Here is a 14535-nt window from a genome sequence, read left to right on the forward strand (position 1 = left end):
TTTGCTTCTACTAGTTGTGGGTGGGGACTTCCGATCGATCCAGGGCCTGGCTGTCTTCCGGCAGCCAGGCCAGGGCGACCTCTTCCTGAGTGCTGAGTTGCGGGGCTGAACTGTCGTTCAGGTTCTTCACCACCAGCTCGCTGCCGCTGGCGGTTTCGAAGTGGTAGCGGATGTATTCACCGACGTAGTGGCGGGTGACGAAGCGGGCCTTGACCTGATTGCCGGCGGCGCCAAGGCGGTCGGTGAAGTTGAGTTTTTCCGGGCGCACCGAGACGGTGGTGGGTTGACCGATTTCCGTGCAGGTGGCCTTCAGGGTGCTGACCAGGCCGCCATCCTGCAGGCGCACTTCGACGCGCTCTTCGCCAACGCTCTCGATCACGCCGGGCAGCTTGTTGCTTTCACCGATGAAGTCGGCGACGAACATGTTGGCCGGGCGCTCGTAAAGTACGTGGGGCGGCGCGCATTGCTGCACCACGCCGTTGTTGAACACGGCGATGCGGTCACTCATGGTCAGCGCTTCGGTCTGGTCGTGGGTCACATAGATCACAGTGAAACCGAGTTGCTCGTGCAGGCGCTTGATCTCGAACTGCATCTGCTCGCGCAGCTTCTTGTCCAGCGCGCCGAGGGGCTCGTCCATCAGCACGATGTCCGGGGCGAAGATCAGCGCGCGGGCCAGGGCCACGCGCTGGCGCTGGCCACCGGAGAGCTGGCCGGGGTAGCGACCGCCAAAGGCCTGCAGTTCGACCAAGGCGAGGTACTCCTCGACCTTGGCGCGAATCTCGTCCTTGGGTAGTTTGCGGATCTTCAGCGGGTAGGCCAGGTTCTCGCGGATGGTCATGTGCGGGAACAGCGCGTACTGCTGGAAGACCATGCCGATGTTGCGATCATAGGGGGCGATGCTGGTGACGTTGCGGCCGTTGATCAGGATCTCGCCGCTGGTCACGTCCTCGAAGCCGGCTAGCATCATCAGGCAGGTGGTCTTGCCGGAACCGGAGGGGCCGAGCAGGGTGATGAACTCGCCCTTGGCCACATTGAGGTTGAAGTCCTTGACCACCAGGGTCTTGTGATCGTAGGTCTTCTTGACGTTGGTGAATCGCAGGAACGCGTCGTTCCCAGCCTGCGCAGTCATAGTCCTCCCCGCTATCCGCAATGTGGAGTCAGCTCGTGGCCAAGGCTCCAACTTCTGAGTCGATTCACCCCCTTCGTGGGAGGCGATCGTTATGGCGATAGGCAAAAGCAATAAGCAAGCCAGATTACGGCTGACTGCCTGATAGCGCTCTGCTATGCATGCTCAAGCCTAGTCCATGCTGGGCGAGATGCGAGGCGGGGTGTGGGAGGAGGTAACAGCGCGGGAAGAGAGGGGGCACCTGCCGAAACGCACTCGGCAGGTGCAGGCTGCTCAACTGTTGGGCAGCAGGCGAACGGTCAGGCTCTTGATGTAGCGGGTCTCATTGATGGCCGGGTGTACCGGGTGATCCGGGCCCTGGGCGCCGCGCTCGAGCAACTGGATGTTGCGGTCCAGGTGGCGAGCGCTGGTCAGCAGGATGTTCTGCAGGTTGTCTTCCTCCAGGTGCATGGAGCAGCTGGCGCTGACCAGGATGCCGTCCTTGCTCAGTAGGCGCATGGCGGTTTCGTTAAGACGACGATAGGCCGCTTCGCCGTTCTTGATGTCCTTCTTGCGCTTGATGAACGCGGGCGGGTCGGCGATCACCACATCGAAGCGCTCTTCTGCGGATTTCAGTTCGCGTAGCGCGGCGAACACATCACCTTCGACGCAGGTGACCTTCTCGGCGAAACCGTTGAGCGTGGCATTACGTTCCACGCCGTCGAGGGCGAAGGCCGAGGCGTCCACGCAGAACACTTCGCTGGCGCCGAACGCCGCGGCCTGCACGCCCCAGCCGCCGATGTAGCTGAACAGGTCGAGCACGCGCTTGCCTTTGACGTAGGGCGCCAGACGCGCGCGGTTCATGCGGTGATCGTAGAACCAGCCGGTCTTCTGTCCTTCGATCACCGGGGCTTCGAACTTAACGCCGTTCTCTTCCAGCGCTACCCACTCCGGCACCACGCCGAAGGCGGTGTCGACGTAGCGCTCGAGGCCTTCGGCGTCACGCGCGGCGGAGTCGTTCTTGAACAGGATGCCGCTGGGCTTGCACACCTGGATCAGCGCGGCGAGCACGTCATCCTTGTGCGCCTCCATGGTGGCGGAAGCCAGTTGGACCACGAGGATGTCGAAGAAACGGTCGACCACCAGCCCCGGCAGCAGGTCGGAGTCGCCGTACACCAGGCGGTAGCAGGGCTGGTCGAACAGGCGCTCGCGCAGGCTCAGGGCGACGTTGAGGCGATGCACCAGCAGGGACTTGTCCAGCACGTGCTTGACGTCGCGCGACAACAGGCGGGCGCAGATCAGGTTGTTCGGACTCATGGCGACGATGCCCAGCGGCTTGCCGCCGGCCGCTTCCAGGACGGCCTGGTCGCCCGCAGCGAAACCATGCAGCGGGGTGGCAGCGACATCGATCTCGTTGCTGTATACCCACAGGTGGCCGGCGCGCAGGCGTCGGTCGGCGTTGGCTTTCAGGCGCAGACTGGGCAGGGAAGACATGAGTTCGGGCTCCGCGGGGAAAAGAGCGGGATTATAGCGGTTTGCGCGCCGGGCCGGCGTTTACAAAAGTCGGCTGCGAGCAGGTCGGTGCTTTGGCTAGACTGTGCTCTACTTCTCATCCTGCACGATCCCCTTTCCATGACCTACGAACTCACCGCCGAACAGATCCAGCAAGTCCTGCAGGGGATCAGCGTACCGCCGCAACCGCAGATCATGGTCGACCTGCAGATGGAGCAGATCATGCCCAGTCCGGATCTGCGTAGCATCGCCAAGCTGATCAGCCAGGACCCGGGGTTGTCCGGCGCGTTGCTGAAAATCGTCAACTCCCCGCATTTCGGCCTGGCCAATCGCATCGCGTCGATCCAGCAGGCGGTCAACCTGCTGGGTTGCAACACCGTGATCAACTTGATCAACGCGCAGTCGATCAAAGGTGAGCTGACCGACGAGGCGATCCTGGTGCTGAACCGTTTCTGGGACAGCGCCCAGGATGTGGCAATGACCTGCCTGACCCTGGCCAAGCGCCTCGGTTATCACTCGCCTGACGAGGCCTACAGCCTGGGGCTGTTCCACGACTGCGGCATTCCGCTGATGCTCAAGCGCTTCCCCAATTACATGCAGGTGCTGGAGGAAGCCTACGCCAGTGCCAGCGACGAGCGTCGTGTGGTCGATACCGAGAACCGTCTGCTGACCACCAACCACGCGGTAGTGGGTTACTTCACCGCGCGTTCCTGGCGGTTGCCGGGGCACCTGTGCGAGGTCATCGCCAACCACCACAACGCCCTGTCGATCTTCAGCGATGACTCCGGACGCGAAGCGCAGCTCAAGACGCTGCTGGGCATCCTGAAGATGGCCGAGCATATCTGCGAAAGCCATCGTGTGCTGGGGGGGCAGGCCGTCGACATGGAGTGGCAGTACATTTCGCAGCCGATCCTGGAGTATGTGGGGCTCTCGGAGTACGACTTCGAAAACCTGCGAGAGAGCATCCGCGATCTAGCCGTGCTCTGAGTCCTCGCGCTGTGCCAGCGTTCGCGCGGCGGCGCTCTACCGCTTTGCGGGTCGCTCCTGCTAAGGTGGCGCACCGCCGTTTTGCTGCCGTATAGCCATGCCTGAATTACCCGAAGTCGAAACTACCCGCCGCGGTATCGCCCCATATCTGGAGGGCCAACGCGTCAGCCGCGTGATCGTGCGTGAGCGCCGCCTGCGTTGGCCGATCCCCGAAGACCTGGACGTGCGTTTGTCCCGCCAGCGAATCGAGTGCGTCGAGCGGCGTGCCAAGTACCTGCTGATCAAGGCCGAAGTCGGCAGTCTGATCAGTCACTTGGGCATGTCCGGCAGTCTGCGCCTGGTCGAATGTGGCCTGGCTGCGGCCAAGCATGAGCATGTGGACATCGAACTGGAATCGGGCCTGGCGCTGCGTTACACCGATCCGCGGCGTTTCGGTGCACTGCTGTGGAGTGAGGACCCGCTGACTCACGTATTGCTCAGCAAACTCGGGCCGGAGCCGTTGGGCGGGTTGTTCGACGGTGAGCGTCTGTTCCAGATGTCGCGTGGGCGCAGCATGGCGGTCAAACCGTTCATCATGGATAACGCCGTGGTGGTGGGCGTGGGCAACATCTACGCCACCGAAGCGCTGTTCGCTGCCGGCATCGATCCACGCCGCGAGGCTGGCTCAGTCTCGCGTGCGCGTTACCTGCGCCTGGCCGAGGAGATCAAACGCATCCTCGCCCATGCCATCGAGCGTGGTGGTACCACGCTGCGCGACTTCGTCGGTGGCGATGGTCAGCCCGGATACTTCCAGCAGGAATTGTTCGCCTATGGTCGCGGCGGCGAGTTCTGCAAGGTCTGTGGCAGCACGCTGCGTGAGGTCAAGCTGGGCCAGCGCGCGAGTGTGTACTGTCCCAAGTGCCAACGCTGAGCGAGCCCGCGCCTGATCAAACCGTAGGGCGGGTGCAACCCGCCGCAATGCCAATGGCGGGTTGCACCCGCCCTACACCGATACAAGAACAAGAAATACCGAGGTTGATCGATGTCCGGTAACTACTTGCCGCCCAATCCGGCCGCCGAATGGCTGGGGCGCAGCGTGCTGAAACTGATGGGCTGGCGTATCGAGGGCGAGTTGCCCAAGCTCGACAAGTTCGTCGCCATCGGCGCCCACCACACATCCAATTGGGACTTTGTGATCTTCATCGCGCTGAAATTCGTGCTGCGCCTCAACGCCCGCTGGTTCGGCAAGCACAGCATCTTCCGCTGGCCTTTCGGTGGCTTGATGCGCAGTTGGGGCGGTATCGCGATTCGTCGGGATCGTCAGTTGAATACCGTCGAACAGGCCATTCAGGCCTTTCGTGAGCATGACGAGTTCATTCTGGTGCTCTCGCCCGAGGGCACACGCAAGAAGGTCGAGCGCTGGAAGATGGGCTTCTACCATATAGCTCTGGGCGCAGGCGTGCCCATCGTGCTCGGGGCGCTGGACTACCAGAACCGTCGCGTGGTGATCGGCCCGACTTTTCAGCCAACAGGTGACGAGAAGGCCGATCTGGCCACGATGCTGGTGTTCTTTCGTCCTTATGTACCGAAAAAGCCGGAATACGCCTTTCACGGCGATTGACGTCCGTCACGCTGACAATTACCAATGCGCTGTTATAGTTAATGGCACTTTCCCGAATAATTTGAAGGACTGCACTATGAACCCGTTCCGCATGACCGCAGCCGCCATGTCGCTGCTTATGGGCTTGTTGGCATTGCCGGCGCAGGCACAACAAAACGTCAGTGGTGACCCGCTATATACAGTTGAAGCACCTGGTGCTTTTTCCATGGCAGCTGATTTGGTGATTGCTCGTCCTCTGTTGATCGGTGCAACAGTCCTTGGCGCTGGACTATTTGTGGTTTCCTTGCCTTTCTCCGCAATGGGCGGGGGTATTGGTGCGGCTGGCAAGGCTCTGGTTGTCGAGCCAGGGAAAGCAGCGTTCGTACGCTGCCTGGGTTGTACTGGGGATGGTTACAACCAGCGCCAATAATTAAAATGCAGTTCTGGCAGCCCCTGGCTCGGTAACGAGCCAGGGGCTGTTTACGTTTGAACGCCGAGAAAAGGAAGAAGCGGTGGTAATGAAGTCCCTGCGCTGGGTGATGCTGTTGCTGGTGGTGTCGGGGCTGATCGCCTCGTTCTGGTTCAGCCAGGGCTGGTTGCAACTCTGCGCCGGGCTGGCGATCTTCCTGTTTGGCATGCAGTGCCTGGAAGACGGTCTGCGTCAGCTGGCAGGCAGCAAGCTGGAGCAGATACTCGGGCGCAGTACGTCCACGCCCTTCAAGAGCCTGTTGTTCGGCGTCGGCGGCACCCTGTTGCTGCAGTCCAGCACCCTGGTATCGCTGCTGACCATCGCCTTTATCAGTACCGGCCTGATCCAGCTGGCCGGCGGTATCGCCATTCTGTTCGGTGCCAATCTCGGCGCCACCAGCGGCATTTGGTTGTTGGCACTCGCCGGGCAGAATCTCAGCCTGAGTCCGCTGGCCCTGCCGCTGCTGGTGTTCGGTGTGCTGGCCGGTTTCTTCGGGCCCAAGAGCAAGGCTGCCGGACGTATCGTGCTGGGTATCGCTTTCATCTTTCTCGGCATCGACCAGATCAAGGAAGGTTTCGCCAGTTTTGGCGATGGTCTGGACATGACCGGCCTGCAGGAAGGCGGGCTGCGTGGGGCGCTGCTGTTCACCGCCATCGGCATGGCTATTACCGTGGTGCTGCAATCGAGCCACGCCACGCTGATGCTGACTCTTGCCGCGCTGGCCAGCGGCCAGCTGGAGCTCGGTCAGAGCCTGGCCATCGCCATTGGCTCGAATATCGGCAGCAGCGTGACCACCGCTTTCGTCGGCTCGCTCGGCGGTAACCGCAACGGCCAGCGCCTGGCGCTGGCCCATGTGCTGTTCAACATCACCACCGGCGTTATCGCCTTCTGTCTGCTCGGTCCGCTGACCTGGCTGGTGCATGTCTTGGCCGAGCCATTGGGCCTTGGCGAGAACAGCCTGATTCAGCTGGCGATGTTCCACACCCTGTTCAATGCCATGGGCGTGGCGCTGTTCTGGCCACTTCAGAGGCGCCTGGCTCAGTACTTGATTCGTTGGCTGCCGGACAGAGTCGAGCCGCAGGTATTGATTACCGAACTGGCGTCCGAGCAGGTGACCGAGCCCGAGCGTACCCGCGCCCGCTATCTGAACGAGCGCGCTCTGGATTCGGTCGATGCAGCATCCGGCGCGGTGGTGCAGGAGCTGGGGCATCTTGGCCGCTTGAGCCTGGAGGTGATCTGCCATGCCCTGTATCTGCCGGTCGATCAACTGGCGCAGGCCAAAGGGGATGAGCGGGTGTTGCAGGCCAAGCCCGCACCGGGTGGCCTCGATGCCGAGCACCTGTATCAGTTTCACATCAAGGGTGTGTATGGCGATCTGTTGAGCTTCATGGGGCGCATGGACTTGCCCATGGATGAAGCGCACCAGCAGTTCTGGGTCAGCTGCCAGCTGGCGGCGCTGCAACTGGTAGATGCGGTCAAGGATGCCAAGCACCTGCAGAAGAACCTTGGCCATTACCTCGATGCGCCACCGTCGGCGGCGCGCGATGCCTATGTGGAGTTGCGTCGTCATCTGTTGACGACTCTGCACGAGGTGCGCGAGCTGGCACGCTCGGACATGCCTGACGAAATGTGGCAGTCACGCCTGCGGTGGTTGGATGAGCAGGCGGCGAGCTTTGATGCGCAGTTCCGCCAACGGCTGTTCGCTGAGGTACGCTACGGCCATCTCGACGGCCTGCAGACCAGCTCGCTGATGAATGACCTGGGCTACGTCAGTCGCATCTTCCAGAGCCTGCGCAACGTGCTGATGCTGGGCAGCGAGCAGGCCTTGTTCCGGGAGCTGCGCAAGTTCGGTGACGAACAGGAGAGTCTGATCAGGTTCTCCTGATTCGATCATTCATTCTGCTCCTTCGCTCGTTGTTTCTGGAACAGAGGAGCCTATCCCGCGTGGATCGCTCGCCGCCTGTACCTCGCCGCTGACCTTGTCCCAGAACAGCACCTGCTGGTTGCCGTACTGCCGATCCAGGCGTTTGAGTTCGTAGCCGCGCTGCTGCAGCTCGGCGACTTGTTCATCGCTGAAGGTATCCGGCTCATGCTCGATCACATCGGGCATGAACTGGTGGTGGTAGCGCGCCACCGCGGGCCAGCGCTCGATGGGCTTCTCGTCCAGGTATTCGAGCATCGACAGCAGCACCATGCTTGGAATACGGCTACCGCCGGGGGTGCCGAAGGCGGTGAATTCGTCGCTGCTTTCGATGAAGCTCGGGCTCATGGATGACAGCGGGCGTTTGCCGCCCGCGATGGTATTGGCCTGGCTGCCGGCCAGGCCATAGGCGTTGGCGCCCTGGACGTCTGCGGCGAAGTCGTCCATCTCGTCGTTGAGCAGCACGCCAGTGCCGGGCACGGTGAAGGCGGCGCCGAACGGCAGGTTGATCGACAGCGTTGCAGCGACAGCATTGCCCTCGGCATCGAGTACGGCAAAGTGAGTGGTGTGGTCGCCTTCGTGCCAGGTGCCGGCAGGCGGCAGACTCGAGCTGGGGGTCGCCTGCTCGGGGTTGATGCTGCCGGCGAGCACGGCCAGATGCCCTGGCGACAGCAACTGCTCTACGGGATTCTTGATGAAGTCGGGGTCGCCCAGCAGGCCGCGGTCACGATAAGCGCGGCGCAGCGCCTCGACCACGTAATGCACGCGCTGTACGGGCTCGGCGTCGCGCCAGGGCAGTTGTTCGAGTATCGCCAAGCTTTGCGCCAGGGCTATGCCGCCAGCCGAGGGTGGCGGTGCGCTGATCAGCTCGCGGCCATCTTCCAGGGGGAAGCGCAGTGGCGCTCGGCGGGCAATACGGTACTCACGCAGGTCATCCTCGGACCAGATGCCGCCGGCATGGCGCACGCCTCTGACCAGGCGCTCGGCTATCGGGCCGGTATAGAAGCCCTCCCGGCCATGTTCGGCCAGCGCTTGCAGAGTGGCAGCCAGATCCGCCTGACGCAGCAGATGGCCCTCGGCGGGAATTTCGCCCTGGTCGAGAAATAGCTTGGCACTTTCGGCATCGTCACGCAGCACGGCCAGGCGCCAGGTTGCGCGCTCGCGGTAGACACGGTCGACCGCGAAGCCTTCACTGGCTAGACGGATTGCCGGAGCCAGACTGGTTTTCAGCGGCAGGCGGCCGTGCTTTTCGGCCAGTTCGACCAACGCCGCCGGTAGCCCCGGAATGGCAGCGGCCAGCGCACCGTTGAGCGACAGCTCACGCTGTACCTTGCCATCGCGGACATAGAGGTCCGGCTTGGCCTCCAGGGGCGCGCGTTCGCGGGCATCGAGGAAGTCGTAGCCAGGCGTTTCGCCGGCAGTACGTAGCAGGAAGAAACCGCCGCCACCAAGCCCTGAGCCATAGGGTTCGACCACGGCGAGTGCGGCGCTGGCTGCCACGGCGGCATCGAAGGCGTTGCCGCCGGCATCGAGCATCTGCTGCGCTGCAGCGGTCGCCGCTGGGTGAGCGGTGGCAATGGCGGGTTGCTGCGGAGCGGCCTGGGCGAGAAGGCTGGCGCCGAGCAGCAGGGTCGATAGCAGGAGTTTGCGCAACATGCGATCTACCAGGGGCGGCTGAGGGAGGCTGGAAGCTTAACAGCCTTGCTCAGAGGAGGGCAGAACGGCGCGGAGGAAGCGGGAGGCCTGGAGCCTCCCGGGGTGGATCAGGCCTTGCCGGTGATGATGCGGTATTTCTGCATCAGTTCATCCTTGCTCTCGACGTTGTTCTCGTCGAGCGGGATGCAGTCCACCGGGCACACCTGCTGGCATTGCGGCTCGTCATAGTGGCCGACGCATTCGGTGCATAGGTTGGGGTCGATCACGTAGATCTCCTCACCCTGGGAAATGGCACCGTTGGGGCACTCGGGTTCGCAGACGTCGCAGTTGATGCAATCGTCGGTGATGATCAGGGACATGGGGCAACTCCTGTCGAGGCGCTGGCTTCGACACTTTACGGGCAACGATGCTGCGAATTGTGCCGGATTGGCGAGCCTTGTGCTATTAGCCTGGTCAGTTAAGCGCTTTGCTCCCCTCTCCCGTTTACGGGAGAGGGGCGGGGGAGGGGTAATGAATCGTGGCGCCGCTTTTACCCTCTCCCGCCCTGCTTTTAATGCTTGCGGAAGCGCTCGTTCAGCGCGTCGGCCACGGCGGGGTGAACGAACTTGGTGATGTCACCACCCAGGGCGGCGATCTCGCGCACCAGGGTCGAGGAGATGAAGGAGTACTTCTCCGACGGGGTGAGGAACAGGCTCTCGACGTCCGGCGCCAGTTGGCGGTTCATGTTGGCCAGCTGGAATTCGTACTCGAAGTCCGACACCGCACGCAGGCCGCGCAAGAAGACATTGGCGTTCTGTTCCTTGACGAAGTGCGCCAGCAGCGAGGAAAAACCCACCACTTCGACATTCGGCAGATGCTTGGTCACCTCACGGGCCAGCTCGACACGTTGTTCCAGCGGGAACAGCGGGTTCTTCTTGGGGCTGGCGGCGACAGCGATGATGACGTGATCGAACAGCCGCGAGGCGCGCTCGACCAGATCGCCATGGCCTTTGGTGATGGGGTCGAAGGTACCCGGGTACAACACTCGATTCATCGCTTCGTCCTGTTCGAGGCGGCAAGAGTCGCGGATGGTAGCGCAGCGTTTCCCTTGCGGCCAAGCGTGACGAAAGCTCAGTGGCTGCGTAGGTGCAGCAGCAGTGCCGGTATCAGGCAGGCGAGGGCGATCCAGTCGGCGATCACCACGCGGCGCAAAGCCTCGTTGTAGACGGGCGCGCTCCACGCCAGCAGGAGGAATGCGAGCACGCTGATCAGTCCGCCGGTCAGGGCCGCGCTGCGTAGCGCCGGAACGAACGCCGCTGCTATCAGTAGGGCGCCGAGCAGGCTGAACAGCACTGCTCGATGGCGCATGAGGATCTGCAGGTTGGGCTCATCCAGAGCGATGCCATACAGCGCATTGAGGCGCTCACCGCCGAGCACGCCGACCACTGGCAGCAGGTGGATGACCCCGGCTACCAGCAGGAAAAAGGTGATCAGTTTGCTTATCTCAGGCCCTCAGCCGTTCGGCCAGCAAGGTGGCCAGTTTCGAGGTCAGCCCGTAGATCGACAGCTGCGGGTTGGCGCCGATACTGGTGGGGAACAGCGAACCGTCGTGGATCGACAGGTTATCGAGCTGATGGTGGCGGCCCAGGCTGTCGACCACTGCTTGCTGCGGGTCTTCGCCCATTGCGCAACCGCCCATGACGTGGGCGCTGCCGAGGCGGGTGCGGTATAGCGCGAGATCGAGCTGTTCGATCAGTTCTTTGGCCTCCTTCCACGTTCTCACGTAGCCGGCATCGGCATGCATCGGCATCACCGCCTTGGCCCCGGCCGCGAACTGGATTTCGGCCATGGTCAGGAAGGCGCGGCGTACGCCGTCCCAGGTGTAGTCGGTCATCTGGTAGTCGAGCACCGGGCTGCCGTCGCCGCGCAGTTCCACACGGCCTTCGGCGCTGTCCGGATGGAAGCCGTCGCGCAGCAGGGCGAGCATCACGTTGGTATGCGGCAACTGTTCCATGCGCAGGGCGTTCTCGCGGCCGAACTCTCCGAGCAGGGTGGCGGTCAGCGCCGGTTGCAGCGGAGGTACTTCCAGCTTGTAGGAGAGCCGCCCGCTGGTGCCGTCGTCCCATTGGAAATGATCGGAGTAGAGCGACTGCGGCGCGCCGTAGAAGGGATTGATCACCTGCTCGAACTGCGCCGCGGAGAAGTTCACCAGGTGCAGGTAGGTGCGCCGGCCGACGCGTTTGTGCGGGTCGGGCACCTCGGAGCGCAGCAGGATGCCGGGGGTGTTGATGCCGCCGCCGGCCAGCACGTAATGCCGCGCCTTGACCCGGATGCGCTTGCCGGTGGGCGCTACGCAGCGCTCGTCCATGCCCAGGCAGTCGATACCGACCACCTTGTCGCCCTCGATCACCAGCTTGTCGGCGCGGGCCAGGTAGAGCAGCTCGCCGCCGGCATCCAGGGTCGCGGGGATGGTGGTGACCAGCATCGACTGCTTGGCGTTGGTCGGGCAGCCCATACCGCAGTAGCCGAGGTTCCAGCAGCCACGCACGTTGCGCGGGATCACTGCCCAGTGATAGCCGAGCTTGTCGCAGCCAGTGCGGATCACCTCGTTGTTGGCATTCGGTGGTACCGCCCAGGGCGCCACGCCCAGGCGCTGTTCCATCTGCTCGAACCAGGGTGCCATGGACTCGACGTCATGGCCCTTCACGCCGTGGACCTCGGCCCAATGCGCCAGGGTCTGTGGCGGCGTGCGGAAGCTGCTGGTCCAGTTGATCAGGGTGGTGCCACCGACCGCGCGGCCCTGGAGGATGGTGATGGCGCCGTCCTTGCTCATGCGACCGATACCCTCCTGGTAGAGGGTTGGGTAGGCCTCGGCTTCCTGCATCTTGAAGTCGTCGCTGGTCTTCAGCGGGCCTTCCTCGATCAGCAGCACCTTGTAGCCGGCAGCGCTGAGGATTTCCGCTGTGGTGCCGCCACCGGCGCCGCTGCCGACGATGGCGACGTCGGCCTCCAGCGTCAGGTCATTTTCCAGGCGTGAACCGTCGTGGGTCTTCCAACCCCTGGCCAGGCCTTGTTTGAACAAATCAGGTACGGGCATTTGACTTTCTCTTCTTGTAGCAGGGCCGTCTGTAGTCACGAGTTTGGTGCTCGCCTGGATCGCGGATAAATCCGCTCCTACACAAGCGGCTCACATCCTGTGGGAGCAGCTGTAGGGTGGGCTTCAGCCCACCAAGGCCGGTCGCTGTTGGTGGGCTGAAGCTAGCCGCTATACGGTGGGCGGCCCGGGATAGCCGCAATGGGCCCAGGCCTCCTGGCGGCTGTACCAGGCCATCATCACCAGCTGCAGCAGCGAGGCGTGGCCCATGCGCAGCAAGCTCAGGCTGCTGTTCTGCCAGCGCGTGAGGAAGTTGCGCACGTCGTCGGCGCTGGCGTTGTCCCAACTGCCCCATACCCCGGTCAGCGGGCCACGGCTGATGGGCAGGGCCAGCACATCGAACAGTTGCACGGTCAGTTTCAGCATCGCCGGCGACAGGTGCGCCAGGCTGGTGTCGAGGCTCTTGAGTGTGCCGTCGATGGCCTGCGGCATCTGCTCGGCGCTGACGGCGCCGTCGAGCATCACCGGGATCAGCGCGCGCAGAAATGGCAGGTCGCTGCTGCGCAGGATCAGGTAGCCGCTGGCCGGCGTGCTGGCCGAGCAGCCGCTTAAGGTAGCGGTCAGCCCGGCAGTGCCGAGCAGCGCCGTGCCCAGCAGGCCGACCTTGAGCAGATTGCGCCGCGAAAGCTGCGGCGTGTTCAGGGGGGTGTCGTTCATTGTTGTTGTCACCAGGCGTAAAACGGGCGCTGCCCGCGTTGTTCAGCGTACGAACAGCTTGTAGACCAGCTTCTGGATCGCCTTGCCATAGGGCGGGTAGATCAGCCGCGCGGCGTTGAAGCGCTGCTTGATGAACACGCCCTTGGCCTTGCTGAAGGTCAGGAAGCCTTCGTGACCGTGGTAATGGCCCATGCCGGAGGGGCCGATGCCGCCGAACGGCATGTCGTCCTGGGCCACGTGCAGCAGGGTGTCGTTCAGGCACACGCCGCCGGAATGGGTCTCGTGCAGCACGCGCTGCTGCTCGCGCCTGTCGTAGCCGAAGTAGTACAGCGCCAGCGGACGTGGCCGCGCGTTGACGTAGGCGAAGGCATCTTCAATACGGTCGTAGGGCACCACCGGCAGCAGCGGGCCAAAGATCTCGTCCTGCATCAGCTTCATGTCGTCGTTGACGTCCAGCACCAGGCTCTGCGGCAGGCGCCGGCCCTGGGCCTCGGGGTAGAGCGGGATAACGCGCGCGCCCTTGGCCTGGGCGTCCTGCAGGTAGCCGGTCAGGCGGGCCAGCTGGCGCTCGTTGATGATCGCGGTGTAGTCGGGGTTGTCCTTGAGCTGCGGGTAGAAGCGCTGCACCACCTCGCGGTAGGCGGCGACGAAACCGTCGACGCGATCGCGCGGCACCAGCACATAGTCAGGCGCCACGCAGGTCTGCCCGGCATTGAGGGTCTTGCCGAAGGCGATGCGCTCGGCAGCGTCGGCCAGTGGTACGTCGGCGCTGACGATGGCGGGTGACTTGCCGCCCAGTTCGAGGGTCACTGGAGTCAGGTTTTCGGCGGCAGCGCGCATCACGTGCTTGCCGATGCTGGTGGCGCCGGTGAACAGCAGGTGGTCGAACGGCAGTTTGGAGAAGGCTATGCCGACTTCCGCTTCACCCAGGGCGACGCTGACCAGATCCTCGGGGAAAATGCGCGCCAGCAGATCCTTGACCAACTGCGAGGTGACCGGGGTGGACTCGCTCATCTTGATCATCACCCGGTTGCCGGCGGCCAGCGCCCCGGTCAGCGGGCCGATGGCGAGAAACAGCGGGTAGTTCCACGGCACGATGATGCCGACGACGCCCAGCGGCTGGTAGATGACCTTGGCCGAGGCGGGCATGAACTGCAGGCCGACGCTGCGCCGCGAAGGCTTCATCCACTTTCTGATGCGTTTGGACGCGTAATGGATGCCATGCAGGCTGGGCATCAGCTCGGCGAGTAGGGTCTCGTCGGCCGAGCGATTGCTGAAGTCGGCAGAGATCGCCGCGATCAGCGCATCCTGCTGCTCGGTCAGCAGCTCGCTGAGGGATTTCAGCCACTGGATGCGTTGTTCGGCCGAGGGCATCGGGTTGGCGGCGAAAGCCGCGCGCTGCAGAGCGAAGGTGGCGTCTAGCTGGTTGATCTGCTGTTGGCTCTGCTGCAGGTAGGCGATGTCGGCGACCATGGGTTTCTCCTCGACGTTCCAGCGGGCAGGCTGTTGAAAAACT

General features: G+C 63.2%; 14 protein-coding genes. 5 read left to right on the top strand and 9 right to left on the bottom strand.

Annotation, left to right across the window (positions count from 1 at the left end):
* Positions 1–10 precede the first annotated feature (10 nt).
* On the bottom strand, positions 11–1129 hold the full coding sequence (locus ACNFCJ_RS16630; protein WP_416772506.1) for an ABC transporter ATP-binding protein: 1119 nt from the start codon (positions 1127–1129) through the stop codon (positions 11–13).
* Between the two features lie 270 nt (positions 1130–1399).
* Positions 1400–2599: a class I SAM-dependent rRNA methyltransferase gene (locus ACNFCJ_RS16635; protein WP_143505181.1), complete on the bottom strand. Its 1200-nt coding sequence runs from the start codon at positions 2597–2599 to the stop codon at positions 1400–1402.
* Between the two features lie 138 nt (positions 2600–2737).
* Here ACNFCJ_RS16635 and ACNFCJ_RS16640 point away from each other — a divergent pair, with 138 nt between their 5' ends.
* The 5 genes from ACNFCJ_RS16640 to ACNFCJ_RS16660 all read left to right on the top strand — a co-directional run bounded on the left by ACNFCJ_RS16640 (position 2738) and on the right by ACNFCJ_RS16660 (position 7537).
* Positions 2738–3604, top strand: coding sequence for an HDOD domain-containing protein (locus ACNFCJ_RS16640; RefSeq protein ID WP_416772507.1), 867 nt, complete (start codon positions 2738–2740; stop codon positions 3602–3604).
* Between the two features lie 97 nt (positions 3605–3701).
* Positions 3702–4514, top strand: coding sequence for a bifunctional DNA-formamidopyrimidine glycosylase/DNA-(apurinic or apyrimidinic site) lyase (gene mutM, locus ACNFCJ_RS16645; RefSeq protein ID WP_416772509.1), 813 nt, complete (start codon positions 3702–3704; stop codon positions 4512–4514).
* Positions 4515–4625: 111 nt separating this feature from the next.
* Positions 4626–5204: a lysophospholipid acyltransferase family protein gene (locus ACNFCJ_RS16650; RefSeq protein WP_416772510.1), complete on the top strand. Its 579-nt coding sequence runs from the start codon at positions 4626–4628 to the stop codon at positions 5202–5204.
* Positions 5205–5280: 76 nt separating this feature from the next.
* A complete protein-coding gene (locus tag ACNFCJ_RS16655; RefSeq protein WP_179574732.1) occupies positions 5281–5613 on the top strand; it encodes a multidrug transporter in 333 nt (110 codons plus the stop codon).
* Positions 5614–5701: 88 nt separating this feature from the next.
* Positions 5702–7537 carry a Na/Pi cotransporter family protein gene (locus tag ACNFCJ_RS16660; protein WP_416772512.1) on the top strand — a complete coding sequence of 612 codons (1836 nt, stop codon included), beginning with the start codon at positions 5702–5704 and terminating at the stop codon, positions 7535–7537.
* Positions 7538–7546: 9 nt separating this feature from the next.
* Here ACNFCJ_RS16660 and ggt read toward each other — a convergent pair whose 3' ends face one another.
* The 7 genes from ggt to ACNFCJ_RS16695 form a co-directional block, all read right to left on the bottom strand.
* Positions 7547–9229 carry a gamma-glutamyltransferase gene (gene ggt / locus ACNFCJ_RS16665; RefSeq protein ID WP_416772513.1) on the bottom strand — a complete coding sequence of 561 codons (1683 nt, stop codon included), beginning with the start codon at positions 9227–9229 and terminating at the stop codon, positions 7547–7549.
* A gap of 107 nt (positions 9230–9336) precedes the next feature.
* A complete protein-coding gene (locus tag ACNFCJ_RS16670; RefSeq protein WP_004373873.1) occupies positions 9337–9588 on the bottom strand; it encodes a YfhL family 4Fe-4S dicluster ferredoxin in 252 nt (83 codons plus the stop codon).
* Between the two features lie 191 nt (positions 9589–9779).
* Positions 9780–10262 (bottom strand): pantetheine-phosphate adenylyltransferase, encoded by a 483-nt coding sequence (coaD, locus tag ACNFCJ_RS16675; protein WP_416772514.1) that lies wholly within the window; start codon positions 10260–10262, stop codon positions 9780–9782.
* Positions 10263–10339: 77 nt separating this feature from the next.
* Positions 10340–10645 (bottom strand): phosphopantetheine adenylyltransferase, encoded by a 306-nt coding sequence (locus tag ACNFCJ_RS16680; protein WP_416772516.1) that lies wholly within the window; start codon positions 10643–10645, stop codon positions 10340–10342.
* A 67-nt stretch (positions 10646–10712) separates the two neighbouring features.
* The gene (locus ACNFCJ_RS16685) at positions 10713–12305 is read right to left on the bottom strand and encodes a GMC family oxidoreductase N-terminal domain-containing protein (protein ID WP_416772517.1); all 1593 of its coding nucleotides are present in this window, start codon (positions 12303–12305) and stop codon (positions 10713–10715) included.
* A 168-nt stretch (positions 12306–12473) separates the two neighbouring features.
* The gene (locus tag ACNFCJ_RS16690) at positions 12474–13019 is read right to left on the bottom strand and encodes a twin-arginine translocation pathway signal protein (protein ID WP_416772518.1); all 546 of its coding nucleotides are present in this window, start codon (positions 13017–13019) and stop codon (positions 12474–12476) included.
* A gap of 42 nt (positions 13020–13061) precedes the next feature.
* On the bottom strand, positions 13062–14492 hold the full coding sequence (locus ACNFCJ_RS16695) for a coniferyl aldehyde dehydrogenase (RefSeq protein WP_416772520.1): 1431 nt from the start codon (positions 14490–14492) through the stop codon (positions 13062–13064).
* Positions 14493–14535: the final 43 nt, after the last annotated feature.

The sequence above is a fragment of the Pseudomonas sp. NY15364 genome (assembly GCF_048068235.1).
Lineage (GTDB): Bacteria > Pseudomonadota > Gammaproteobacteria > Pseudomonadales > Pseudomonadaceae > Aquipseudomonas > Aquipseudomonas mendocina_D.

What these genes read in the sequence shown, in the direction of transcription:
- ACNFCJ_RS16630 (WP_416772506.1), bottom strand. Translation starts at nt 1,129, where the DNA reads ATGACTGCGCAGGCTGGGAACGACGCGTTCCTGCGATTCACCAACGTC.
- ACNFCJ_RS16635 (WP_143505181.1), bottom strand. Translation starts at nt 2,599, where the DNA reads ATGTCTTCCCTGCCCAGTCTGCGCCTGAAAGCCAACGCCGACCGACGC.
- ACNFCJ_RS16640 (WP_416772507.1), top strand. Translation starts at nt 2,738, where the DNA reads ATGACCTACGAACTCACCGCCGAACAGATCCAGCAAGTCCTGCAGGGG.
- mutM (WP_416772509.1), top strand. Translation starts at nt 3,702, where the DNA reads ATGCCTGAATTACCCGAAGTCGAAACTACCCGCCGCGGTATCGCCCCA.
- ACNFCJ_RS16650 (WP_416772510.1), top strand. Translation starts at nt 4,626, where the DNA reads ATGTCCGGTAACTACTTGCCGCCCAATCCGGCCGCCGAATGGCTGGGG.
- ACNFCJ_RS16655 (WP_179574732.1), top strand. Translation starts at nt 5,281, where the DNA reads ATGAACCCGTTCCGCATGACCGCAGCCGCCATGTCGCTGCTTATGGGC.
- ACNFCJ_RS16660 (WP_416772512.1), top strand. Translation starts at nt 5,702, where the DNA reads ATGAAGTCCCTGCGCTGGGTGATGCTGTTGCTGGTGGTGTCGGGGCTG.
- ggt (WP_416772513.1), bottom strand. Translation starts at nt 9,229, where the DNA reads ATGTTGCGCAAACTCCTGCTATCGACCCTGCTGCTCGGCGCCAGCCTT.
- ACNFCJ_RS16670 (WP_004373873.1), bottom strand. Translation starts at nt 9,588, where the DNA reads ATGTCCCTGATCATCACCGACGATTGCATCAACTGCGACGTCTGCGAA.
- coaD (WP_416772514.1), bottom strand. Translation starts at nt 10,262, where the DNA reads ATGAATCGAGTGTTGTACCCGGGTACCTTCGACCCCATCACCAAAGGC.
- ACNFCJ_RS16685 (WP_416772517.1), bottom strand. Translation starts at nt 12,305, where the DNA reads ATGCCCGTACCTGATTTGTTCAAACAAGGCCTGGCCAGGGGTTGGAAG.
- ACNFCJ_RS16690 (WP_416772518.1), bottom strand. Translation starts at nt 13,019, where the DNA reads ATGAACGACACCCCCCTGAACACGCCGCAGCTTTCGCGGCGCAATCTG.
- ACNFCJ_RS16695 (WP_416772520.1), bottom strand. Translation starts at nt 14,492, where the DNA reads ATGGTCGCCGACATCGCCTACCTGCAGCAGAGCCAACAGCAGATCAAC.